This window comes from Streptomyces sp. A0958, from assembly GCF_004795035.1.
Lineage (GTDB): Bacteria > Actinomycetota > Actinomycetes > Streptomycetales > Streptomycetaceae > Streptomyces.
In genome coordinates, this window is the sequence record NZ_SSBK01000036.1 from 51,055 (window position 1) to 69,979 (window position 18,925).

Here is an 18,925-nt window from a genome sequence, read left to right on the forward strand (position 1 = left end):
GCACCACAGAACCAGGACCCCTGTTCCGTATGACCACCTCCCCCTTGCGTTTCGGCGCCAACTACACGCCCAGCCAGGGCTGGTTCCACCACTGGCTGGACTTCGACCTCGACGCCGTACGCGCCGACCTGGACTCGATCGCCGGCCTCGGCCTCGACCACATCCGGGTCTTCCCGCTCTGGCCGCTCTTCCAGCCCAACCGCACCCTGATCCGCCCCCGCGCCGTCGAACAGCTCGTCCAGCTCGCCGACGCCGCCGCCGAACGCGGACTCGACACCTGCGTGGACGGGCTCCAGGGCCATCTGTCGAGCTTCGACTTCCTGCCCGCCTGGACCGGCACCTGGCACCGGCGCAACCTCTTCACCGACCCGGACGTGCTCTCCGGGCAGGCCGAGTACCTGCGCACCCTGGCCGCCGCCCTCGCCGACCGGCCGCACTTCATCGGGATGACACTCGGCAACGAGATCAACCAGTTCTCCGGCGACCCGCACCCCGACCCCGACCGCATCACACCCGAGCAGGCGGGCGCCTGGCTGACCCGGATGCTCGACGCCTGCGAGGAGGGGGCACCCGGCAAGCTCCACCTGCACGCCGAGTACGACGCCGCCTGGTACCAGGACGACCACGCCTTCACCCCGGCGCACGCGGCGCGCAAGGGCGCCGTCACCGCCGTGCACTCCTGGGTCTTCAACGGCACCGCCCAGCGCCACGGCCGTACCGCCACCGCCACCGAGCACCACGCCGCCTACCTGATCGAGCTGTCCAAGGCCTGGGCGCTCGACCCGCACCGGCCGGTGTGGCTCCAGGAGGTCGGAGCGCCCGCCCCGCTGATCCCCGCCGAGCACGCCGCCGCGTTCACCGAGGCGACCGTGGCCAACGCCCTGGACTGCGAGGACGTGTGGGGCGTCACCTGGTGGTGCTCCCACGACGTGTCCCGCTCGCTGGCCGACTTCCCCGAGCTGGAGTACAGCCTCGGGCTGCTGACCAACGACCGCCAGGTCAAGCCGGCCGGCCGGGCCATCGCCCGGATCGTGGAGGAGCAGCGCGCCCGGACCCGCAGGCCCGCCCCCCGGACCACGGCCCTCGTGGTCGACACCGGTGACGACGCGACCGCGCCCCGCCGCTCCGTCTGCGCCCCCGGCGGCGCGGTCTTCGAAGCGTTCGCCCGGCTCACCGCGGACGGCGTCCGCCCCACCACCGTCCTCGCGAGCAGGGCATCCGACCCGCAGCACCTCGCCGCGCGGGGTATCACCGACGTACTGACACCGGAACAGGTCCGCTGACCCCGTACCCGCACCCCCGGTAACCCCGCCCCCACTCACAACGGAGCCACCCTCATGCACGACGACCGCAGCCTGGTCGAAGGCCGACTCAAGCGCGTCCTGGACGAGCGCATCCGGCCGGCCGTATACCCGCAGTCCGTCCCGCTGGACGTCGCCGTCTGGAACGCGCCGGGTGAGCCCGTCCCGGTCGCCGAGGGCCTGGCCGGGCCCACCGAACCGATCGCCGTCGGCGACCGGTGGGGCGCTCCGTGGGGCACCTCCTGGTTCAAGGTCTCCGGCACGGTCCCGGATGCCTGGGCGGGCCGGACCGTCGAGGCGCTGCTCGACCTCGGCTTCGACGAGAACATGCCGGGCTTCCAGTGCGAGGGCCTCGTCTACCGCCCCGACGGCACCCCGGTGAAGGGCCTCAACCCGCGCAACCAGTGGGTGCGCGTCGGCGCCCCGGTCGCGGGCGGCGAGGAGGTGGCGCTGCACATCGAGGCCGCGTCCAACCCGGTCATCCTCGACTACCACCCCTTCCTGCCGACGCGGCTGGGCGACAAGGAGACGGCCGGCGGCGAACCGCAGTACACGCTGGCCCGGATGGACCTCGCCGTGTTCGACGAGGACGTGTGGAACCTGGTCCAGGACCTGGAGGTGCTGGGCGAGCTGATGCAGGAGCTGCCCGTCGAGGGCGCCCGCCGCTGGGACATCCTGCGCGCCGTCGGCCGGGCGCTGGACGCGGTCGACCTCCAGGACGTGGGCGGGACGGCGGCCGCCGCGCGCGGGGAGCTGGCCGGTGTCCTCGCGACGCCCGCCGCGCCCTCCGCGCACCGCATCAGCGCGGTCGGCCACGCGCACATCGACTCCGCCTGGCTGTGGCCGCTGCGGGAGACGGTCCGCAAGGTCGCCCGTACGACGTCCAACATGACCGCGCTTCTGGAGGACGAGCCGGACTTCGTCTTCGCGATGTCGCAGGCCCAGCAGTTCGCCTGGATCAAGGAGCACCGCCCCGAGGTGTACGCCAAGGTCAAGGCGGCCGTCGCGGAGGGCCGGTTCGTCCCGTCCGGCGGCATGTGGGTCGAGTCCGACACCAACATGCCCGGCTCGGAGGCGATGGCCCGCCAGTTCGTGCACGGCAAGCGGTTCTTCCTGGACGAGTTCGGCATCGAGAACGACGAGGCGTGGCTGCCCGACACGTTCGGCTTCGCGGCCGGGCTGCCGCAGATCATCAAGGCGGCCGGCTCCAAGTGGCTGCTCACGCAGAAGATCTCCTGGAGCCAGACCAACAAGTTCCCGCACCACACCTTCCAGTGGGAGGGCATCGACGGCACCCGGATCTTCACGCACTTCCCGCCCGTCGACACGTACAACTGTTCGATGAAGGGCAGCGAGATCGCCCACGCGGCGACGAACTTCAAGGACAAGGGCGTCGCCCAGCACTCGCTGGCGCCGACCGGCTGGGGCGACGGGGGCGGCGGCACCACCCGCGAGATGATCGCCAAGGCGGCCCGGATGCGGAGCCTGGAGGGCTCGGCGACGGTGACGTGGGAGACCCCCACCGACTTCTTCACCAAGGCCGAGGCCGAGTACCCGAACGCCCCGGTCTGGGTCGGCGAGCTCTATCTGGAGCTGCACCGCGCGACCCTGACCAGCCAGGCGAAGACGAAGCAGGGCAACCGCCGCAGCGAGCACCTGCTGCGCGAGGCCGAGCTGTGGGCCGCCACCGCCGCCGTACGGACCGGCTTCGCCTACCCGTACGAGCAGCTGGACCGGATCTGGAAGACGGTGCTGCTGCACCAGTTCCACGACATCCTGCCCGGCTCCTCGATCGCCTGGGTGCACCGCGAGGCGGAGAAGACGTACGCGGCCGTCGCCGAGGAGCTGACCGGCATCGTGGACGCCGCCCAGCGCGCCCTGGCCGGTGACCCCGCCGGCGGCCGGGCCCTCGTCTTCAACGCCGCGCCGCACGCGCGCGGCGGTGTCCCCGCCGGTGCGGCGGCAGCCGTCGCGGCGGCCGACGCCACCCGGCCCGCCCCGCGCGAGGGCGGCGGCTACGTACTGGACAACGGCCTGCTCCGGGTGGAGATCGACGGCCGGGGCCTGGTCGTCTCCGCGTACGACATCGCCGCCGGACGCGAGACCGTCGCCCCGGGCGCGGCGGCGAACCTGCTCCAGATCCACCCCGACTTCCCGAACATGTGGGACGCCTGGGACGTCGACGAGTTCTACCGCAACACCGTCACCGACCTGACCGACCTGGACGAGCTGACCCCGGTCGCGGACGGGGTGCGGGTCGTCCGCGGTTTCGGCGACTCGAAGGTCACCCAGCTGCTCACCCTGGAGCCGGGCGCCAAGCGGCTCGACATCGACACCGAGGTCGACTGGCACGAGACGGAGAAGTTCCTCAAGGCCGCGTTCCCGCTGGACGTACACGCCGAGCGGTACGCCTCCGAGACGCAGTTCGGGCACTTCTACCGGGCCACCCACACCAACACCAGCTGGGAGGCGGCCAAGTTCGAGGCGTGCAACCACCGCTTCGTCCACCTGGAGGAGCCGGGCTGGGGCGTCGCACTCGTCAACGACTCGACGTACGGGCACGACGTGACGCGCACCGTCCGGGACGCGGACGCGGGGACGACCACCACCGTCCGGGTCTCGCTGCTGCGCGCCCCGCGCTTCCCCGACCCGGAGACCGACCAGGGCGTGCACCGCTTCCGGCACGCGCTCGTCCCCGGCGCCGCGATCGGCGACGCGGTCTGCGAGGGCTTCCGCGTCAACCTGCCGGAGCGCCGGATCACCGGTGAGCGGGAGGTGGCCCCGCTGGTGGGCGTCGACAACGACGCGGTCGTGGTGAGCGCCGTCAAGCTGGCGGACGACGGGAGCGGCGACCTCGTCGTACGGCTCTACGAGTCGACGGGCGGCCGGGCGAAGGTCCGCCTGGCCACGGGCTTCCCGGCCACCGGTGTCGTGGCGACGGACCTGCTGGAGCGGCCGCTGGCCGGTGCGGCGGTGCCCGAGCGCGACGAGGAGGGCGTGCGGCTGTCGCTGCGGCCCTTCGAACTGGTGACGCTGCGGCTCTCGCGCGGCTGATGCCGGGCTGTCGCGCGGCTCTCCCGCGGCTGACCGGCGGGGGTGCGGCGCGTCCCGGGCCGAGGCGTATTCCTAGCCGAAGGCACAGAATTTTGCACAATGCACAGCGAGTGTTTGTGTGAGGGTTTGCGTAAGTTTTTATGGCGCGCCGGGCGCGAGGAATTACTTCTCGCGCCCGGCCGCTTTCATTGTGCTACGCTGGTTACCAGTTGCAGTTGTGGTTCCCGAAGACTCCAAGTGCTCTCATCGGCTAAATGGTCGGTGAGTGCGCTGACGTATTTTCCGGCTTGCATATCCGGATGGGGTAATCATCGCGGCGACGCGGGACTGGCACAGTGCGAGTCCCCGGGCTCAGCCCCAGAAGGAGAAAAACATGGCTACTGGCACCGTGAAGTGGTTCAACTCGGAAAAGGGTTTCGGCTTCATCGAGCAGGACGGTGGCGGCGCTGACGTCTTCGCCCACTACTCGAACATCGCCGCCTCCGGCTTCCGCGAGCTGCAGGAGGGCCAGAAGGTGAGCTTCGACGTCACGCAGGGCCAGAAGGGCCCGCAGGCGGAGAACATCACCCCCGCGTGAACCTGATCACGTCGGCGCACAGCCGCTGACCGTGCATCCACAGCTGGGGCCCGCACCTTGGGTGCGGGCCCCAGCTCGTTGCTTTTCCGGGCCCGCCCCCGCGCACGCCGTGCCGTACCATCGCCACGAGCCGCCGGGAGCACAGGACCCACCGTCTACACCGTGCGGCGGACGATCCGCCATGGCCCCCGGACCGACCGGTCCCACGGGCCCCGTGACGTGACCCGCAGGCCCTCAACGGGCCGGCCGGCCCCGTCCCTCGCGAAGCACCGGACCGGCCCAGGCCGGACCCGTATCGGCTCAAGACCGGCCGCCGGCTTCGTTCACGTATGCCAAACGGCCCGTTCTTGCGATTCCTGCGCCGCGCACCGGTGCATTGAATTCCTCGATACGCGCCCCGTCGAGGAAAGGTTCCGCATGAACCGCGACCGCACACCCCGCTCCAACGACCGTTATTCCCGTACCCGTGGCGGCGGCCCCGCAGCTTCCGGCTCCCGCTCGGGCGGCGGATTCCGTTCCCAGGGCTCGGGCCGCCCGGGCGGCCAGGGACGCTTCGGCGCCCCCGCCGGGCGCTCCGGCGGCTACGGCCGCAGGCCCGCCGCGAAGCAGGGCGAATTCGCCCTGCCGACGACCATCACGCCCGCGCTGCCCCCCATCGAGGCCTTCGCCGACCTGGACATGCCCGCGCCCCTGCTGTCGGCGCTCGCCGCCGAGGGTGTCACGGTGCCGTTCCCGATCCAGGCCGCCACGCTGCCGAACTCGCTGGCCGGCCGTGACGTGCTGGGCCGGGGCCGCACCGGCTCGGGCAAGACGCTCGCTTTCGGCCTGGCGCTGCTGGCCCGTACGGAGGGCCGCCGCGCCGACGCCCGGCGCCCGCTCGCCCTGGTCCTCGTGCCCACCCGCGAGCTGGCGCAGCAGGTGACCGACGCGCTGACCCCGTACGCCCGGTCGCTGAGGCTGCGGCTGGCCACCGTCGTCGGCGGCATGTCGATCGGCCGCCAGGCGGCGGCCCTGCGCGGCGGCTCCGAGATCGTCGTCGCGACGCCGGGCCGCCTCAAGGACCTCATCGAGCGCGGCGACTGCTCCCTCGACCGGGTCTCGATCACGGTCCTGGACGAGGCGGACCAGATGGCCGACATGGGCTTCATGCCCCAGGTCACCGAACTGCTGAACCAGGTCCAGCCGGAGGGCCAGCGCATGCTGTTCTCGGCGACCCTGGACCGTAACGTCGACCTCCTGGTCCGCCGCTACCTGCACGACCCGGTCGTCCACTCGGTGGACCCGGCCGCGGGTGCGGTGACGACGATGGAGCACCACGTCCTCTACGTGCGCGGCGCCGACAAGTACGCCACCACGACGGAGATCGCGGCCCGCGACGGCCGGGTGATCATGTTCCTCGACACCAAGCACGCCGTGGACAAGCTCACCGACCACCTGCTCAGCAGCGGGGTCCGGGCGGCGGCGCTGCACGGCGGGAAGTCGCAGCCGCAGCGCACCCGCACCCTGACCCGGTTCAAGACCGGGCACGTCACGGTCCTGGTCGCCACCAACGTCGCGGCGCGCGGCATCCACGTCGACAACCTCGACCTGGTCGTCAACGTCGACCCGCCGAGCGACCACAAGGACTACCTGCACCGCGGCGGCCGCACCGCCCGGGCCGGCGAGTCCGGCAGCGTCGTCACCCTGGTGCTGCCCAACCAGCGCCGCGAGATGACCCGGCTGATGGCCGACGCGGGCATCACCCCGAAGATCGCCGAAGTCCGCTCCGGTGAGGCCGAGCTGAGCCGTATCACCGGCGCGCAGGCGCCCTCGGGCGTGCCCGTCACCATCACCGCGCCGCCCTCCGAGCGCTCCACGGGCGGTTCGTCCTCCCGCGGCCGGCGCAGCCGCCCGGCTCAGGGCCGCCGTTCCTCGTCCCCGGCCGCGGCGTCGTCCTCGTCGCGCGGTGGCGCTCCGCGCCGCTCGTCCGGGAACCACGCCGCCTGACCGGCATCCGCGTTCCGTCCGGCTCCGCACCTCCGAACCCGTTGAGGCACCATGCGTTGTGTCATCGCCCGCTTTCCGTTCGACCTGTTCAAGCACGAGGTCGAAGCATCGATGAAGGGCGTCAAGCCCGAACCCGTCACCGGGGACTCGGTGGTCATCGGCCGCCGGGTGTACCCGGTCAAGCAGGTGGGTGAAGTGATCACCCGGCAGGACCGCCGCGACTTCTCGGCCGCCGAGGTGACCAGGGCGCTGGGGCGCCTCGGCTTCACCTGCCGGTCCGTCGTGGTCCCCGCCGCGCCGGTGGAGCCCAGCCCCCTGGAGGCCGCGTCGGCCGCGCTCGGCGCCCCCGGGGCCTGACCGCCCGAGGCATACGCGCCGGAGCCCGGCCCCTTTCGTGGGGGCCGGGCTCCGGCGCGTTGTCGTTCCGGGGCGGTCAGGCGGGTCGTCGTTCCGGGGCGGGTTGATACACGTTGTCGTTCCTGTGGGCGGGGGTCAGGCGGGTCGCCGTTCCCGGGGCGCGGGGTCAGGTCCAGAGCGCATCGGCGAGCGTGACGCCGGCGAAGGCCGCGCCGAGGCCCATGACCACACTCGCCGCCACGTTGGCGGCCGCGTAGAACCGGGCCCCGTCCTCGGCCAGCCGCAGTGTCTCGTAGCTGAACGTGGAGTACGTGGTCAGCGCCCCGCAGAGCCCCGTCCCGACCAGCAGCTGCACGGGGGAGGAGGCGGCCCCGGCCGCCACCGCGCCGGTCAGCAGGCCCAGGACCAGGCAGCCGGCCATGTTCACGGTGAACGTCCCCCACGGGAAGATCGTGTCGTGGCGGGACTGCACGGCCCGGTCGGTCAGATAGCGCAGCGGGGCGCCGACCGCCGCGCCGACGATCACCAGCAGCCAGTTCACCGCTGCTCTCCCCGTATGCCGGGATCGGTGCCGCCCTCGCGGGCTCGGGAGCTGTCCCGGCGGACGATCTCGCAGGCGTCGAGGGTCACGGAGCAGCCGTCGGCCAGCTCGGTGATCTGCGGCAGGAAGGCGCGCACCGCGGCCTCCGTGTCCACGATGACCACGGCCACCGGCAGGTCCTCGCTCAGCGACAGAAGCCGCTGGGTGTGGATCATCGACGAGGCGCCGAAGCCCTCGATCCCGCGGAAGACGCTCGCACCGGACAGGCCGGCCGCGTGCGCCCGGTGCACGATCTCCGTGTAGACGGGCCGGTGGTGCCAGTTGTCGGACTCGCCGACCAGGACGGTCAGGCGCAGACCGGGTTCGGTCACGGGTGTCGTCATGCCTGCCTCCACGCCAGTGCGCGGCGCGTCAGCCACACCGCGCTCCACACCGCCGCGAGGGCCGCGAGCAGTGTCGTTCCCAGATAGGCCAGACCGATGCCGGCCCGGCCCTTCTCCACGAGGCGTTCGATGTCCACCGCGTACGTGGAGAAGGTGGTGAACCCGCCGAGCACCCCGGTGCCGAAGAACGGCCGCACCAGCCGGTGCGCCGCCCACACCTCGCTGATCACCACCATGAACACGCCGATGACCGCGCAGCCGATGACGTTGACGACGAGGGTCGTCCAGGGGAAGCCGCCCGTCGCGGTGGGCCACAGGAGCGAGGCCCCGTAGCGGGCGGATGCCCCGGTCGCACCACCGAGGGCGACGACGGCGACGACGGCGTTCTGCGGGTGGTTCCTGAGGTTCCTGAGGTTTCCGGGGACCGTCCTGGGCCTTCTGCCGGGCATACGTCTCCTACCTGCCGGGGCGCCCACCGGGCGTGGGCGCGCGTCTGCGCAAGTAGGGACCGTTGGCGGCGCATCACCGGCCGCGGTTGGGGTACGGCGGGCCCCACCGCCGCGCGTCGGCCGTCACCGGCCTCCGCTGCCCCCAGAATATCGCCGTTTCTGGATACTCCGCCTCGGGGTGGATTTCACCCGATCGGCCACCTCATCTGCGGGCCGGGCGGGGAAGCCGCAGGGTGGAGCCATGTGGCCCCATCGAATATGGCTGGGCGTCGCGGTCCTCCCGCTGGTCCTGCTGGTTCCGCGGGACGCCCCGGTGCACCAGGTACTGGCCGAGCCCCCGTCCTCCCGCACCCGGGAGCGGGCGCGGACCGTGCCGCAGCCGGTGATCGTCAGCCGGGCGGCCTGGCACGCGAACGAGTCCATCGTCCGGGAGCGGGCCGTCTACACGGGCCCCGTGCGGGCGGTCTTCATCCACCACACGGGGGAGTCGAACGACTACGACTGCGCGGACGCCCCCGACCTGGTGCGGGCGGTCGAGCAGTCCCACATCGAGGGCAACGGCTGGGACGACATCGGCTACAACTTCCTCGTCGACCGGTGCGGAACGATCTACGAGGGCCGGGCGGGCGGCGTCACGCGTTCGGTGCGCGGGGCGCACACCACGGGCTTCAACGCCGACAGCGTGGGCATCGCGGTGCTGGGCGACTACCGCAACGGCGAGAAGGTCCCGGCGGCCGTGGTGCGGGCGCTGGCGGAGGTGGCGGCGTGGAAGCTGCGGCCGGGCGTCGACCCCGAGGGCAAGGTGCACCTGGTGTCGACCAACGACGAGAGCAGGTACCCGAAGGGCGAGGCCGCAGTGCTGAACGTCATCTCCGGCCACCGCGACACGTACGAGACGACCTGCCCCGGCCAGGCGCTGTACGACGCGCTGCCGGCGATACGGGCGGCGGCGGCCGCCCTGCGCGAGGGCCAAGGGACCGGGGACGGCCGGACGGACACGGAGGACGCCGGAACCCCTCACCAGTCTATGCACTAGTGCGTAATGCGCGTACCCCTAGTGCGAATGCCGGTATGGTCCCCCCATGCCAGCTACGCGCCCGCTCCCCGTGACCCTGACCGGCGCCCACGTCCGCGTCGAACCCCTTGCCCGCCACCACCTGGACGACCTCTTCGCCGCCGGCGGCGACGACGACGAGGTCTGGCGCTGGCTGGGCCCGACGCCCCGCACCCCGCAGGAGCTGGAGGCCAAACAGGCCGCCCTGCTCGCGGAGGAGTCCTACGTCCCCTTCGCCGTCATCCACCTGGCGAGCGGCCGGGCGGTCGGCTGGACCACGTACCTGGACATCGACGTGGCGAACGAGCACCTGGAGATCGGCTCCACCTGGTACGGCCGCGCCCACTGGCGCTCGGCGGTCAACACCGGGACGAAGCTGCTCCTGCTCACCCACGCCTTCGAGGAGCTGGGCATGGGCCGCGTCCAGCTGAAGACCGACCACCTCAACGAGCGCTCCCAGAAGGCGATAGCCCGCCTCGGCGCCCGCCACGAGGGCGTCCTGCGCCGCCACCGCCGCCGCCCGGACGGCACCTGGCGCGACACGGTCTACTTCTCCCTGCTCGCGGACGAGTGGCCGGAGACGAAGGCGCGGTTGACGGGGTGGCTCTGACGGCGGGGCCGCCGGGGGCTGCTGGGCGCAGGTGAGGGGGGCTCGCGTGGCTGCCGTCCCACGAGGATTCGTCATGTCACGGCCAGGTGGAGGGCGAGGTCCGCGGTGCTCAGATGCCCTTCCTGATCTCGGTGATCAGTTCCGCCGATGCCTCGACCGGGAGCGCGACGGAAGCCAGTTGCCGCCAGGCATCCCTGTAGGCAGCGACCTGCTCCCGTTCCTCGATGTGCAGCGCCGAGGTCAGCCCTTCCGCGTGAACCACATCGAGGTCTGCGTGCGGGCCGAAGCCCAGAACACTGAAGCTCTCTGACTGCCCCACATGCAAAGGTGCGTTGGAGGGCACCACCTGGATGCTGATGTTCGGCCGCTTGCCCATGGTGAGGAGTCGGCCGAGCTGTTCGTGCATCAGGCCGTCGGTGCTGGACGTCGAGTACAGGGCCTGCTCGGCGATGATCGCACGCAGGATGAGTGGTTCCGCGCGGGTAAGCATTGCCTGTCGCGCGAGACGCACCTGGACCAAGGCGTCGACGTGTGCCTCGACGGCCTCGGACATGGCCGTTGCTCGGATGATGTCGCGGGCGTACTCGCCGGTCTGGAGCAGGCCGGGGATCGCGCCCAGTTGCCATGCCGAGACTGAATGCGCTCCGGCTTCAAGGCTGATCAGATCCTCGTACACGGGCGTGAGAACGCCTCGGTACGAGTTCCACCAGCCGTGCTGTGTCTCCTCCTTGGCCAGCATCAGCAAAGCCGCGCGGAGTTCGCCGCTCACGTCCCGCCCGAGGTCGGCGTACAGGTCGAGCAGGGCATCGATGTCCTGTGTCTTGGGCGCGCTGCGAGCCGTCTCGATCCTCGACAGCTTCGAGTACACGAAGCGGCCGTTGGACCGCTCGGCGACCTCTTTGAGGGTGAGTTCGCCGCGCAGCGCGCGCAGCTTCGCACCGAGGCGCCGACGGCGCACTGTAGGCGTGCTCACTTGCCCTCCCGTTCAGCGGATTGCTCCACAGTCTGCCGTGATGGCTCATCAACTGTCACCTGCGCACATGAGGCGGTGCCCCCTCTCGGCCCAGCGTGTAAAATTTCTATGCTTTAGTGTTTAGCTTGCATGGTATGTGGTCCATGAAGCACCCTGAGGTGGCGAAGATTCGAGTTTTGCGGAGCATGCGACGACATCGGTGCGCGCTGGGAAACTCACCGCGAGGGGACACGCATGATCGAACAGTGGCGGACTGATTCGGCCGCCTGTTGTGCACCACCTGTTGGCCCGCCGCCCGTTCTGTTACTCGCAGGCGAGGCCCAATCCGCCAAAGCCACCCGGAACTTCGTGCGTGAGTTCGTCCCGTACCACGTTCCGGGCGTATCCGAGGAGTACGTCGAGACGGTCGCCCTGGTCGCATGCGAACTGGTCACCAACGCGATCCGCTACGGCACCGAGCCCGGCGACTCCGTACGCGTCGTGCTCGACGCCGACGACAACCGGACGCGCGTCGAGGTGCACGATCCAGTACGCCGACGCCCCCGGCCCCGGCCCGTATCCCACGAACGCGACCGTGGGCGCGGCCTGATCATCCTCGACGCACTGTGCCCCGGCGCCTGGGGAGTTGACGACGTCCCGCTCGGCAAGGCGGTATGGGCGGAGGTGAAGGCGACGTGATCGCGCCACGCCTCGCAGGAGGCGGCCTCGACGTGCCACCCGGTCCCGGATTCGTCGCTTCGGTGGCCGCCGCGACCGGCATCCACGGCGGCGAGGCCGGCGACCTCGCCCAGCTCCTCATCACGCACCCGGGGCCGCGCCGGACGAACGAGACGCCCGAGACCGTCGAACACGGCATGAGACGCCTCGCGGCAGCACTGCGCCTCGGGCCCGGCGACAAACGGCCCCCGGTGATCGGCGCACGGACAGCGATCCACCGCGGGCGCGCCGCCCTCGACTACGGCCATGACCAGTACGTCATGACGATTCCTCCGCCGTCACGGGACTGGCTCGTTCTGCTCGGCGCGGGCGCCCCTTGCCGTGTCTGCCTGGTGGTCCCACCGCTCGCTCTCGGTGCCGATCAGGCCGGGACCGACGCGCACCTGCGCGAAAGCCTCGCCGCCGGCATGGTCGCGTGGGCAACCACCTACGCCCGCCGCCGCTTCTGATCGCGGTCGGACCCAACGCCAACACGCCACGGCCCAGTGGATTACGCTGCTGGACCATGGAGACCGGGACGGCCTCGCGCCACACACGGATCGGTGACCCGGCGCCCCCTTGAGCGCCGAACGGGTCGGTTGCGGCCCGCTGTTCGAGCGAGCAACCGGAGCCGCCGCCGCGCGGGCTCCGCCTCCGTCGTGTTGACCAGTACATGTGACACCTCATTCACGACAGGAGCACTCATGACCGTCAAGACGCTGCACATCCCCACCGAGGACGGGCAGGCCGACGCCATCGCCGCCTTCCCCGACGACGGTGAGCGGCACCCCGGAGTCCTGATGTACGCGGACGCCTTCGGCATCCGGCCGGTGATCCGGGAGATGGCCCGCGAGCTGGCCGGGCACGGCTACTACGTGCTCGTCCCCAACTTCTTCTACCGCAACGGCCCCACCCCCGTGGTCGAGCTTCCCGAGTACATCGGGGAGGAGGCCCGGCCCGCTCTCATCGGCCGGCTGATGCCGCTGATCCAGGCGCACACCCCCGAACGCACGGCGAGCGACGCCGACGCCTACCTCTCGTTCCTGACCGCCCAGCCCGAGGTCGCCGCCGGGCCGGCCGGGGTGACCGGCTACTGCATCGGCGGTCTGCTGGCGATGCGCACCGCCGCCGCCCATCCCGGCCGGGTCGCCGCGGTCGCCGCCTTCCACGGGCCGGTGGGCGCGGACGGGCCGGGCCTGTTCGCCGGGCTCACCGCACGGGTCCACCTCGGCCACGCCGCGAGCGACCTGACGCCCGAGGCCCTGGCCGACCTCAACAAGGAGCTGGACGCCGCCGGTGTCGACCACACCTCGGAGATCTACCCCGACACCGTGCACGGCTTCACCATGTCCGACACCGACGCCTACAGCGCCGCCGGGCTGAAGTTCCACTGGGACCGCCTGCTCCCGCTCCTGGACGGCGCCCTGCACAACGGCTGAGGTCGCGGGCGCCGGTCAGCAGCCTCCGGTGAATCGGTCCGGCCCGTACGCCGAGTCCAGCCGGTAGGTCCCGCCCTCCGGCACGGTCAGCCTCGTCCACTCGCCGTCCTGCCGCAGGCAGCCCCCGGCCCCGCCGCCGGTGGCCCGCACCCGTAGCCACGGCGAGTAGGCGATGCGTACGGTCACCGAGCCGGCGCGCGGCATCCGCACGGCCAGGGACGCGTCGTCGCCGCTGACGACCGTGGCGGGAGCCGGTGCCAGCGGGACGGCGTCCCGGACCCGGTAGATGGTCCAGCCGTCGTCCCGCCAGACCTGCTCCAGCCAGGGCAGCCCGCCCCTGACCAGCGCCGCTTCGGCCTCGGCCGGACCGTCCGGCCGGCCGTCGTGCAGGACGACATGGCTCACGGCCCACCGGTCGAGCCAGGCCCGGTAGCGGTCCGGGGTGAGGGTGCCCTCGTAGAAGAGCCGGCCGCGCTCGACGTCGAGCTGGCGGTTCCAGCCCCGGGCCATGTTCACGTGCGGGGCGAGGACGGCCGCCTCGCGGTGGTTGCGCGCGGGCACGACCTCGACGCGGCCCCGGTCGGCGCCCAGGCGGTCGAGTTCGGCGACGACGCCGTCCGTGTGGGACGCCCACGCCGGCACGGGGGTGGAGACCCGCAGGTCGTCCACGGTCTTGTCGATGAGCCAGAGCCCGGACAGCACGAGGGCGGCGGACAGCACACCCGTACGCACCCACGCCCTGGCCCGGACGGTGTCGAAGACCGCCGCGCACAGCACGGGCACGGCGACGAGACCGAGCAGCCGCTCGACGTTCGTACCGATCGGGGAGGCGACGAGGAAGGTCAGGAACACGCCGACGGCGTAGACGGCGGCGCCGTAACGCGTCACCCGCCACTCCCGCGCCCGGGGCGCAGCGACCACGAGCACCGCGCAGATCAGGATCGGCATCCACAACCGGTTCGCGTGCATGGGTTGTTCGCCCCGGAACGGGAAGAGCAGCGTGGTCGCCCCGACGACCGCGAAGAACGGGACCATCAGCACGGCCCCCCTCCGCCACCGGCGGTCGAGGAGGTACGCCGCACCCGTCACCACCAGGAACAGCCCCGCCACCGGACTCGCCATCGTCGCCAGTGCCCCCGCCACCACGGGGGTGACGACCCGGTCCGCGTACAGGCAGGCGACGAGCCCGATGGCGACGCCGAGTGCGAAGGTCGTACGCCCCGACGCGACGTTGCACCACAGGGCGAGGGCGGCGAGCAGCGACGGGACGAGCGCGTGCCGCATGCCCGTACGGACGAGGAGGCGGGCCATGAGCCAGGTGGCCGCGAGCCCGGCGACGACGGAGACCGTGCGGACGCCGAGGAAGGCCATGACGTACGAGGAGAAGACGCTGTAGTTGGCGGTGTGCGTGCCGCCGTACCAGAAGAGGTTGTACGCGGAGCCCGGGTGCCGTTCGGTGAATCCGGCCCAGGCCAGCTGGGCGGCGAGGTCGCCGCCCCCGGTGGCCAGGACCGCGGCCCACACGGCGTACAGCGGCACGACGGCCGCCACGGCGACGAGCGGCACACGGTGAACCCGCCACCACGGCTGCCGCCCCGCCCCGGGCTCCGGCCGCCCCTGCCCCGGCCGCCGGCCGGTCCGCTCTTCCTGGTCACCCTGCTGTTTCCGGCCGCTGCGCTGATCCCGGTCACGCCGCGACCGGTCGTCCGAGCCCGTCCGTACTTCTCCACCGACCACCACCGGTCAAACCTTAGGGGACCTCAGGGGGCGCCGAACGGCGGACGGACCTGGCACAACGACCGGAACCCGGCGTGTCCCGCAGGGCGCTGTGCCATCTTTCGACCAAGCGCGAAGATCACACGACGGTTGACGGCGGAAGGTGGGAGCGACATGACCCATACGGGCCCCAGGCTGTACGAACTCCTCGACGACCGGTTCCGCGCGGGCCGGTGCATGAACGGCGACGAGGACCTGGAGGTGTTGTACACCGGCTGCCGGTGGGCCGAGGGGCCCGTGTACGTGCCGGCCTGGCGGCAGGTGGTCTGGAGCGACATCCCCAACGACCGGCTGCTGCGCTGGGACGAGGAGACCGGGGCCGTCAGCGTCTTCCGCCGCTCGGCGGGCCACCCGAACGGCAACACCCTCGACCGCGAGGGCCGGCTCATCACCTGCGAGCAGGGCAACCGGCGGGTGACACGGACCGAGCACGACGGCACGATCACGGTGCTGGCGGACCGCTGGCAGGGCAAGCGGCTGAACAGCCCGAACGACGCGACGGTGAAGTCCGACGACTCGATCTGGTTCTCGGACCCGGACTTCGGGATCACCAGCGACTACGAGGGCTACCGCGCGGAGAGCGAGATCGGCGCCAACAACGTCTACCGCATCGACCCCGCCACCGGGGAGGTCCGGCTCGTCGCGGACGGCTTCGGCGCGCCCAACGGGCTGGTCTTCTCGCCCGACGAACGGCAGCTCTTCGTCTCCGACACCCGGGCCGCCCTCATCCGCGTCTTCGGCGTACGGGATGACGGCACGCTCACGGAGGGCGGCGTCTTCGCCGAGGCGGGCGCCCGCCTGGAGGCCCGCTTCGACAACCTCCGCTTCGACGACGGCGGCCGGCTCTGGGCCGCCGCGATGAACGACGGCGTGCACTGCTACGACCCCGACGGCACGCTCATCGGCCGGCTCAACGTACCGGAGGCGGTGGCCAACATCTCCTGGGGCGGCGCGAAGCGGAACCGTCTCTTCATCACGGCGGAGACGAGCCTCTACTCGGTGCTCATGGGCGTCACGGGAACGCACCCGACAGGCCCGGGCCGCCGCCCCTGGCAGACCCGGGAAGAGCCCGCCCCGACACCCCCTCCGTGGTCCTGAACGCTGGTCCCGGTCCCCCGCCGCCGTCACCGACCCGGTCACGAGGACGAGCTCCGCACACGTACGCCACACCCGCCGGGCACCTCACCGGCTCGACCGGGGCGGCGGCCACCCACCGCCGCCCCACCCGCTTCGGCTCGTCAGAGGACGGGCGGACGCCCCAGGCGCGTCATCCGCCACACCGTCCGCCACCGCATCGGCGCACGCGGGCCGGCCGAGGTCCTGACCCCCTCGGCGAACCCGCCCCACCACGCCTTCAGCCCGGTCAGCGAGCGCATCCGCACCATGGCGAGGGTGATCCACACGCCCAGGTAGACCGGGACCAGGGGAGCCGGGAGCCGCCTGCGGGCCAGCCACACCCGGTTGCGCGCGGTGTTCCGGTAGTACACCGCGTGTCTGGCCGGCGACGTCCTCGGATGCCGGAGCACGAGACCGGGTTCGTAGCGGATGTCCCACCCCCCGTCGAGCGCCCGCCACGCGAGGTCGGTCTCCTCGTGACCGAAGAAGAACTCCCCCGGCCACAGCCCGATCTGCCGGAGCATGGGCATCGAGAAGGCGTGCCCGCCACCGAGGAACGCCGTCACCGGACCCCCGCGCATCGGATCGCCCGCCCGCAGCCTCGGCACCCAGCGCCGTTCGGTCCGCCCGTGCTCGTCCGCGACCCGGAACCCGACGATCCCCAGCTTCGGGTCCTCGGCGAAGAGCCGCCGCACCTGTCGGAACACGTCGTCCGCGATGAGCAGCCCGTCGTCGTCCAGCTCGACGACGACATCGACCTCGCCCGCGTCGCGCAGCAGCTCCAGCCCGACGTTACGGCCACCGGGACACCCCAGATTCTCGGCGAGCGGCACCTTGGTCACGGCCGTGGTGCCTGGCGTGGCCGCGCCCGGGGTGCCCGCCGCGCCGGGAGTGCCCGACGTGGTCACGCCGGCCGTGCTCAATACATCGGTCGCGACGTCGTCCAGGGAAGTCGCGTTGCCCACGAGCACCACGCGGGCCGCCGGCACGTCCTGCTGCGCCACCGAGGCGAGGAGCGCCCCCAGTTCGCGGGGGCGCGTCCCCATGGTGACGACGACGACCCCGATACGCGGCAACGGCATGGCGGCACACTCCACTGATCGACACGGCGCAACAGGGCCCGGCACGGCCTGGCATGGTCTGGCATGACCCGGCAAGGCTCTGCATGGCCCCGATGCTAGGCCCCGTTCCGCACCCGGACCCGGACCCGGACCGGCAAGTGGGCGGCGGGCGGTTCAGTCCCCGCCGCCGTCCCCGCCGTCGCCGCCGAAGACCCAGTCCAGGGGGTTCCAGCCCGTGCCCTCGGCGATCGGCTCGGCGCCGCCTCGGGGGCGCGGGGCCGGGCCCCGCGCCGCGTTGACCAGGTCGCGTACGGTGCGGGCTATCGGGTCACGTCCGGCGGTGAGGACCAACTCGCCGCGTACCGAGCCCTGTTCCGGGCCCGGCAGCAGGGCCTCGGCCAGCCCGGTCGCACCGGCGAGCGCGGCCAGCAGGCGGTCGCGCCCGTCGTCGGACGCGCCGCTCGCCACGGCGGCCACCCGCTCGCGCGCGGGAGAGGTCCGGTCGTCCGGGCCCGCGGGGTGGCGGCGCTGCGCGATGAGGCCCAGCGCCCGGCTGCGTTCCTCGCGCAAGGCCCCACGCGCGATCAGCCGATGCCGCCACACCTCATCGGTCCGGCCCGCGGTGGTCTTCACGCCCGCGGTGTCGCGCACCCATCGCGGCAACTTGTGGCCCTTGCGGCGCCCGGCCACTCCCGCCAGCGCCGCGTCCAGCAACGCGTCACCGACCGGCGGAGCGCCCAGCGCGGTGATCCGGCCGTTGTCCACGGCGACCCGGCCCGCAAGCACCAACTCGGCGGCGACCGCCCCCGCGAGGCCGAGGCGCAGGAGGTGCGGCCGGCACAGGGGGCGGCCCTCGACGGGGTCGTGGGCGAGCAGCAGTAGCTCCTCCGGAAGCGTGAAGTGCTGCACGAACACGACGGTGGTGCCTCCCCGAAACGCAACGGACGAGGCTCCATGTTCGCACGCACCTGCGAACGACCTCATCGTGACCGGAGGAGACTCGCACAACCAATCGACGTGTTCGTCGGTCCTGTTCGACGGCGTACGGCATCTGGGATTCCTGGCTGTGACGGGCGGTGCCGCCGGCTCGCGCGGTCCCGCGCTGACTCGCAGGGGCCTTCGTCGCTGACACTCGGAGGCACCTCCTGCGCTGACTCGGAGGCGCTTCCTGCCGGGCCCCGGCGCGGTGGCGGGGAGGCAGGGACCGCGCGCGACCGCCTGGAGCCCCGGCCATCGCCGAGCCACGGCACGCGCGTAGCGCGCGAAGCGGGACCGTCCTCCATCCATCCCTTCCGGGGCGGCCCCCTCTGCCGGCCGACACGGTCGGTACGGCGGACGCGGTCGGTACGGCCGGCAGGGCCGGCAGGGCGGGTATGGCCCGAGTGAGCAGGCTCTTCCTCGTCATGGAACCGACCGGCCGCCCCTTGAGGTTCCCCCGAGATGCGAAAGATGCTGACAGCGGGTCAGATGGGTGTCATGAGAGGAGCCCAGACGATGCCTGCCCCGAGAAAGTACCCGCTGGAGTTGCGTGAGCGTGCGGTCCGGATGTACC

Annotated in this window: 18 protein-coding genes; 11 read left to right on the forward strand and 7 right to left on the reverse strand. The window is 72.1% G+C overall.

Features of this window, described 5'->3' with window-relative positions; all coding sequences use genetic code 11:
- Positions 1 to 29: 29 nt before the first annotated feature.
- The 5 genes from E6P78_RS27010 (at position 30) to E6P78_RS27030 (ending at position 7,275) form a co-directional block, all read left to right on the forward strand.
- Positions 30 to 1,283 (forward strand): glycosyl hydrolase, encoded by a 1,254-nt coding sequence (locus E6P78_RS27010; RefSeq protein WP_136206267.1) that lies wholly within the window; start codon positions 30 to 32, stop codon positions 1,281 to 1,283.
- 54 nt (positions 1,284 to 1,337) lie between these two features.
- Positions 1,338 to 4,355: a glycoside hydrolase family 38 C-terminal domain-containing protein gene (locus E6P78_RS27015; RefSeq protein WP_136206268.1), complete on the forward strand. Its 3,018-nt coding sequence runs from the start codon at positions 1,338 to 1,340 to the stop codon at positions 4,353 to 4,355.
- Between the two features lie 373 nt (positions 4,356 to 4,728).
- The gene (locus E6P78_RS27020; RefSeq protein WP_019764411.1) at positions 4,729 to 4,932 is read left to right on the forward strand and encodes a cold-shock protein; all 204 of its coding nucleotides are present in this window, start codon (positions 4,729 to 4,731) and stop codon (positions 4,930 to 4,932) included.
- Between the two features lie 417 nt (positions 4,933 to 5,349).
- The gene (locus E6P78_RS27025) at positions 5,350 to 6,918 is read left to right on the forward strand and encodes a DEAD/DEAH box helicase (RefSeq protein WP_136206269.1); all 1,569 of its coding nucleotides are present in this window, start codon (positions 5,350 to 5,352) and stop codon (positions 6,916 to 6,918) included.
- Between the two features lie 51 nt (positions 6,919 to 6,969).
- The gene (locus tag E6P78_RS27030; RefSeq protein WP_136206270.1) at positions 6,970 to 7,275 is read left to right on the forward strand and encodes an SCO5918 family protein; all 306 of its coding nucleotides are present in this window, start codon (positions 6,970 to 6,972) and stop codon (positions 7,273 to 7,275) included.
- Positions 7,276 to 7,441: 166 nt separating this feature from the next.
- Here the strand turns inward: E6P78_RS27030 and crcB (E6P78_RS27035) are convergent, their stop codons facing one another.
- From crcB (E6P78_RS27035) to crcB (E6P78_RS27045), 3 genes are read right to left on the reverse strand one after another with little or no spacing between them, the layout of a single operon-like run.
- The gene (gene crcB / locus E6P78_RS27035) at positions 7,442 to 7,816 is read right to left on the reverse strand and encodes a fluoride efflux transporter CrcB (protein WP_136206271.1); all 375 of its coding nucleotides are present in this window, start codon (positions 7,814 to 7,816) and stop codon (positions 7,442 to 7,444) included.
- Positions 7,813 to 8,199 (reverse strand): DUF190 domain-containing protein, encoded by a 387-nt coding sequence (locus tag E6P78_RS27040; RefSeq protein WP_136206272.1) that lies wholly within the window; start codon positions 8,197 to 8,199, stop codon positions 7,813 to 7,815. The genes crcB (E6P78_RS27035) and E6P78_RS27040 overlap by 4 nt, the downstream gene beginning before the upstream one ends.
- Complete coding sequence (gene crcB, locus E6P78_RS27045) at positions 8,196 to 8,648, reverse strand: fluoride efflux transporter CrcB (protein ID WP_136206273.1); 453 nt, start codon at positions 8,646 to 8,648, stop codon at positions 8,196 to 8,198. Before crcB (E6P78_RS27045) ends, E6P78_RS27040 begins: the two co-directional genes overlap by 4 nt.
- A gap of 241 nt (positions 8,649 to 8,889) precedes the next feature.
- Here crcB (E6P78_RS27045) and E6P78_RS27050 point away from each other — a divergent pair, with 241 nt between their 5' ends.
- Positions 8,890 to 9,684, forward strand: a complete 795-nt coding sequence (locus E6P78_RS27050; RefSeq protein ID WP_136206274.1) for a peptidoglycan recognition protein — start codon at positions 8,890 to 8,892, stop codon at positions 9,682 to 9,684.
- Between the two features lie 46 nt (positions 9,685 to 9,730).
- The gene (locus E6P78_RS27055) at positions 9,731 to 10,312 is read left to right on the forward strand and encodes a GNAT family protein (protein WP_136206275.1); all 582 of its coding nucleotides are present in this window, start codon (positions 9,731 to 9,733) and stop codon (positions 10,310 to 10,312) included.
- Between the two features lie 109 nt (positions 10,313 to 10,421).
- Here E6P78_RS27055 and E6P78_RS27060 read toward each other — a convergent pair whose 3' ends face one another.
- Positions 10,422 to 11,285: a helix-turn-helix transcriptional regulator gene (locus tag E6P78_RS27060; RefSeq protein ID WP_136206276.1), complete on the reverse strand. Its 864-nt coding sequence runs from the start codon at positions 11,283 to 11,285 to the stop codon at positions 10,422 to 10,424.
- A gap of 234 nt (positions 11,286 to 11,519) precedes the next feature.
- Here E6P78_RS27060 and E6P78_RS27065 point away from each other — a divergent pair, with 234 nt between their 5' ends.
- The 3 genes from E6P78_RS27065 (at position 11,520) to E6P78_RS27075 (ending at position 13,420) form a co-directional block, all read left to right on the forward strand.
- Positions 11,520 to 11,963, forward strand: a complete 444-nt coding sequence (locus tag E6P78_RS27065; RefSeq protein ID WP_136206277.1) for an ATP-binding protein — start codon at positions 11,520 to 11,522, stop codon at positions 11,961 to 11,963.
- On the forward strand, positions 11,960 to 12,451 hold the full coding sequence (locus E6P78_RS27070; RefSeq protein WP_136206278.1) for a hypothetical protein: 492 nt from the start codon (positions 11,960 to 11,962) through the stop codon (positions 12,449 to 12,451). Before E6P78_RS27065 ends, E6P78_RS27070 begins: the two co-directional genes overlap by 4 nt.
- 234 nt (positions 12,452 to 12,685) lie before the next feature.
- Positions 12,686 to 13,420, forward strand: coding sequence for a dienelactone hydrolase family protein (locus E6P78_RS27075; RefSeq protein WP_136206279.1), 735 nt, complete (start codon positions 12,686 to 12,688; stop codon positions 13,418 to 13,420).
- 15 nt (positions 13,421 to 13,435) lie between these two features.
- Here the strand turns inward: E6P78_RS27075 and E6P78_RS27080 are convergent, their stop codons facing one another.
- On the reverse strand, positions 13,436 to 14,986 hold the full coding sequence (locus tag E6P78_RS27080; RefSeq protein WP_136206280.1) for a hypothetical protein: 1,551 nt from the start codon (positions 14,984 to 14,986) through the stop codon (positions 13,436 to 13,438).
- Between the two features lie 324 nt (positions 14,987 to 15,310).
- Between E6P78_RS27080 and E6P78_RS27085 the strand changes: the two genes are divergently transcribed.
- Positions 15,311 to 16,294, forward strand: coding sequence for an SMP-30/gluconolactonase/LRE family protein (locus E6P78_RS27085; protein WP_136206281.1), 984 nt, complete (start codon positions 15,311 to 15,313; stop codon positions 16,292 to 16,294).
- A 140-nt stretch (positions 16,295 to 16,434) separates the two neighbouring features.
- On the opposite strand, the gene E6P78_RS27090 is transcribed toward E6P78_RS27085, so the two are convergent.
- Both E6P78_RS27090 and E6P78_RS27095 read right to left on the reverse strand, forming a co-directional pair.
- The gene (locus E6P78_RS27090) at positions 16,435 to 17,394 is read right to left on the reverse strand and encodes a glycosyltransferase (protein ID WP_136206282.1); all 960 of its coding nucleotides are present in this window, start codon (positions 17,392 to 17,394) and stop codon (positions 16,435 to 16,437) included.
- Between the two features lie 153 nt (positions 17,395 to 17,547).
- A complete protein-coding gene (locus tag E6P78_RS27095) occupies positions 17,548 to 18,288 on the reverse strand; it encodes a GPP34 family phosphoprotein (RefSeq protein ID WP_136206283.1) in 741 nt (246 codons plus the stop codon).
- Between the last annotated feature and the right edge of the window lie 637 nt (positions 18,289 to 18,925).

Excerpts from the sequence above, each read along its gene's own strand:
- E6P78_RS27010 (WP_136206267.1), top strand. The coding sequence starts at position 30 with ATGACCACCTCCCCCTTGCGTTTCGGCGCCAACTACACGCCCAGCCAG.
- E6P78_RS27015 (WP_136206268.1), top strand. The coding sequence starts at position 1,338 with ATGCACGACGACCGCAGCCTGGTCGAAGGCCGACTCAAGCGCGTCCTG.
- E6P78_RS27020 (WP_019764411.1), top strand. The coding sequence starts at position 4,729 with ATGGCTACTGGCACCGTGAAGTGGTTCAACTCGGAAAAGGGTTTCGGC.
- E6P78_RS27025 (WP_136206269.1), top strand. The coding sequence starts at position 5,350 with ATGAACCGCGACCGCACACCCCGCTCCAACGACCGTTATTCCCGTACC.
- E6P78_RS27030 (WP_136206270.1), top strand. The coding sequence starts at position 6,970 with ATGCGTTGTGTCATCGCCCGCTTTCCGTTCGACCTGTTCAAGCACGAG.
- E6P78_RS27040 (WP_136206272.1), bottom strand. The coding sequence starts at position 8,199 with ATGACGACACCCGTGACCGAACCCGGTCTGCGCCTGACCGTCCTGGTC.
- crcB (WP_136206273.1), bottom strand. The coding sequence starts at position 8,648 with ATGCCCGGCAGAAGGCCCAGGACGGTCCCCGGAAACCTCAGGAACCTC.
- E6P78_RS27050 (WP_136206274.1), top strand. The coding sequence starts at position 8,890 with ATGTGGCCCCATCGAATATGGCTGGGCGTCGCGGTCCTCCCGCTGGTC.
- E6P78_RS27055 (WP_136206275.1), top strand. The coding sequence starts at position 9,731 with ATGCCAGCTACGCGCCCGCTCCCCGTGACCCTGACCGGCGCCCACGTC.
- E6P78_RS27065 (WP_136206277.1), top strand. The coding sequence starts at position 11,520 with ATGATCGAACAGTGGCGGACTGATTCGGCCGCCTGTTGTGCACCACCT.
- E6P78_RS27075 (WP_136206279.1), top strand. The coding sequence starts at position 12,686 with ATGACCGTCAAGACGCTGCACATCCCCACCGAGGACGGGCAGGCCGAC.
- E6P78_RS27085 (WP_136206281.1), top strand. The coding sequence starts at position 15,311 with ATGACCCATACGGGCCCCAGGCTGTACGAACTCCTCGACGACCGGTTC.
- E6P78_RS27090 (WP_136206282.1), bottom strand. The coding sequence starts at position 17,394 with ATGCCGTTGCCGCGTATCGGGGTCGTCGTCGTCACCATGGGGACGCGC.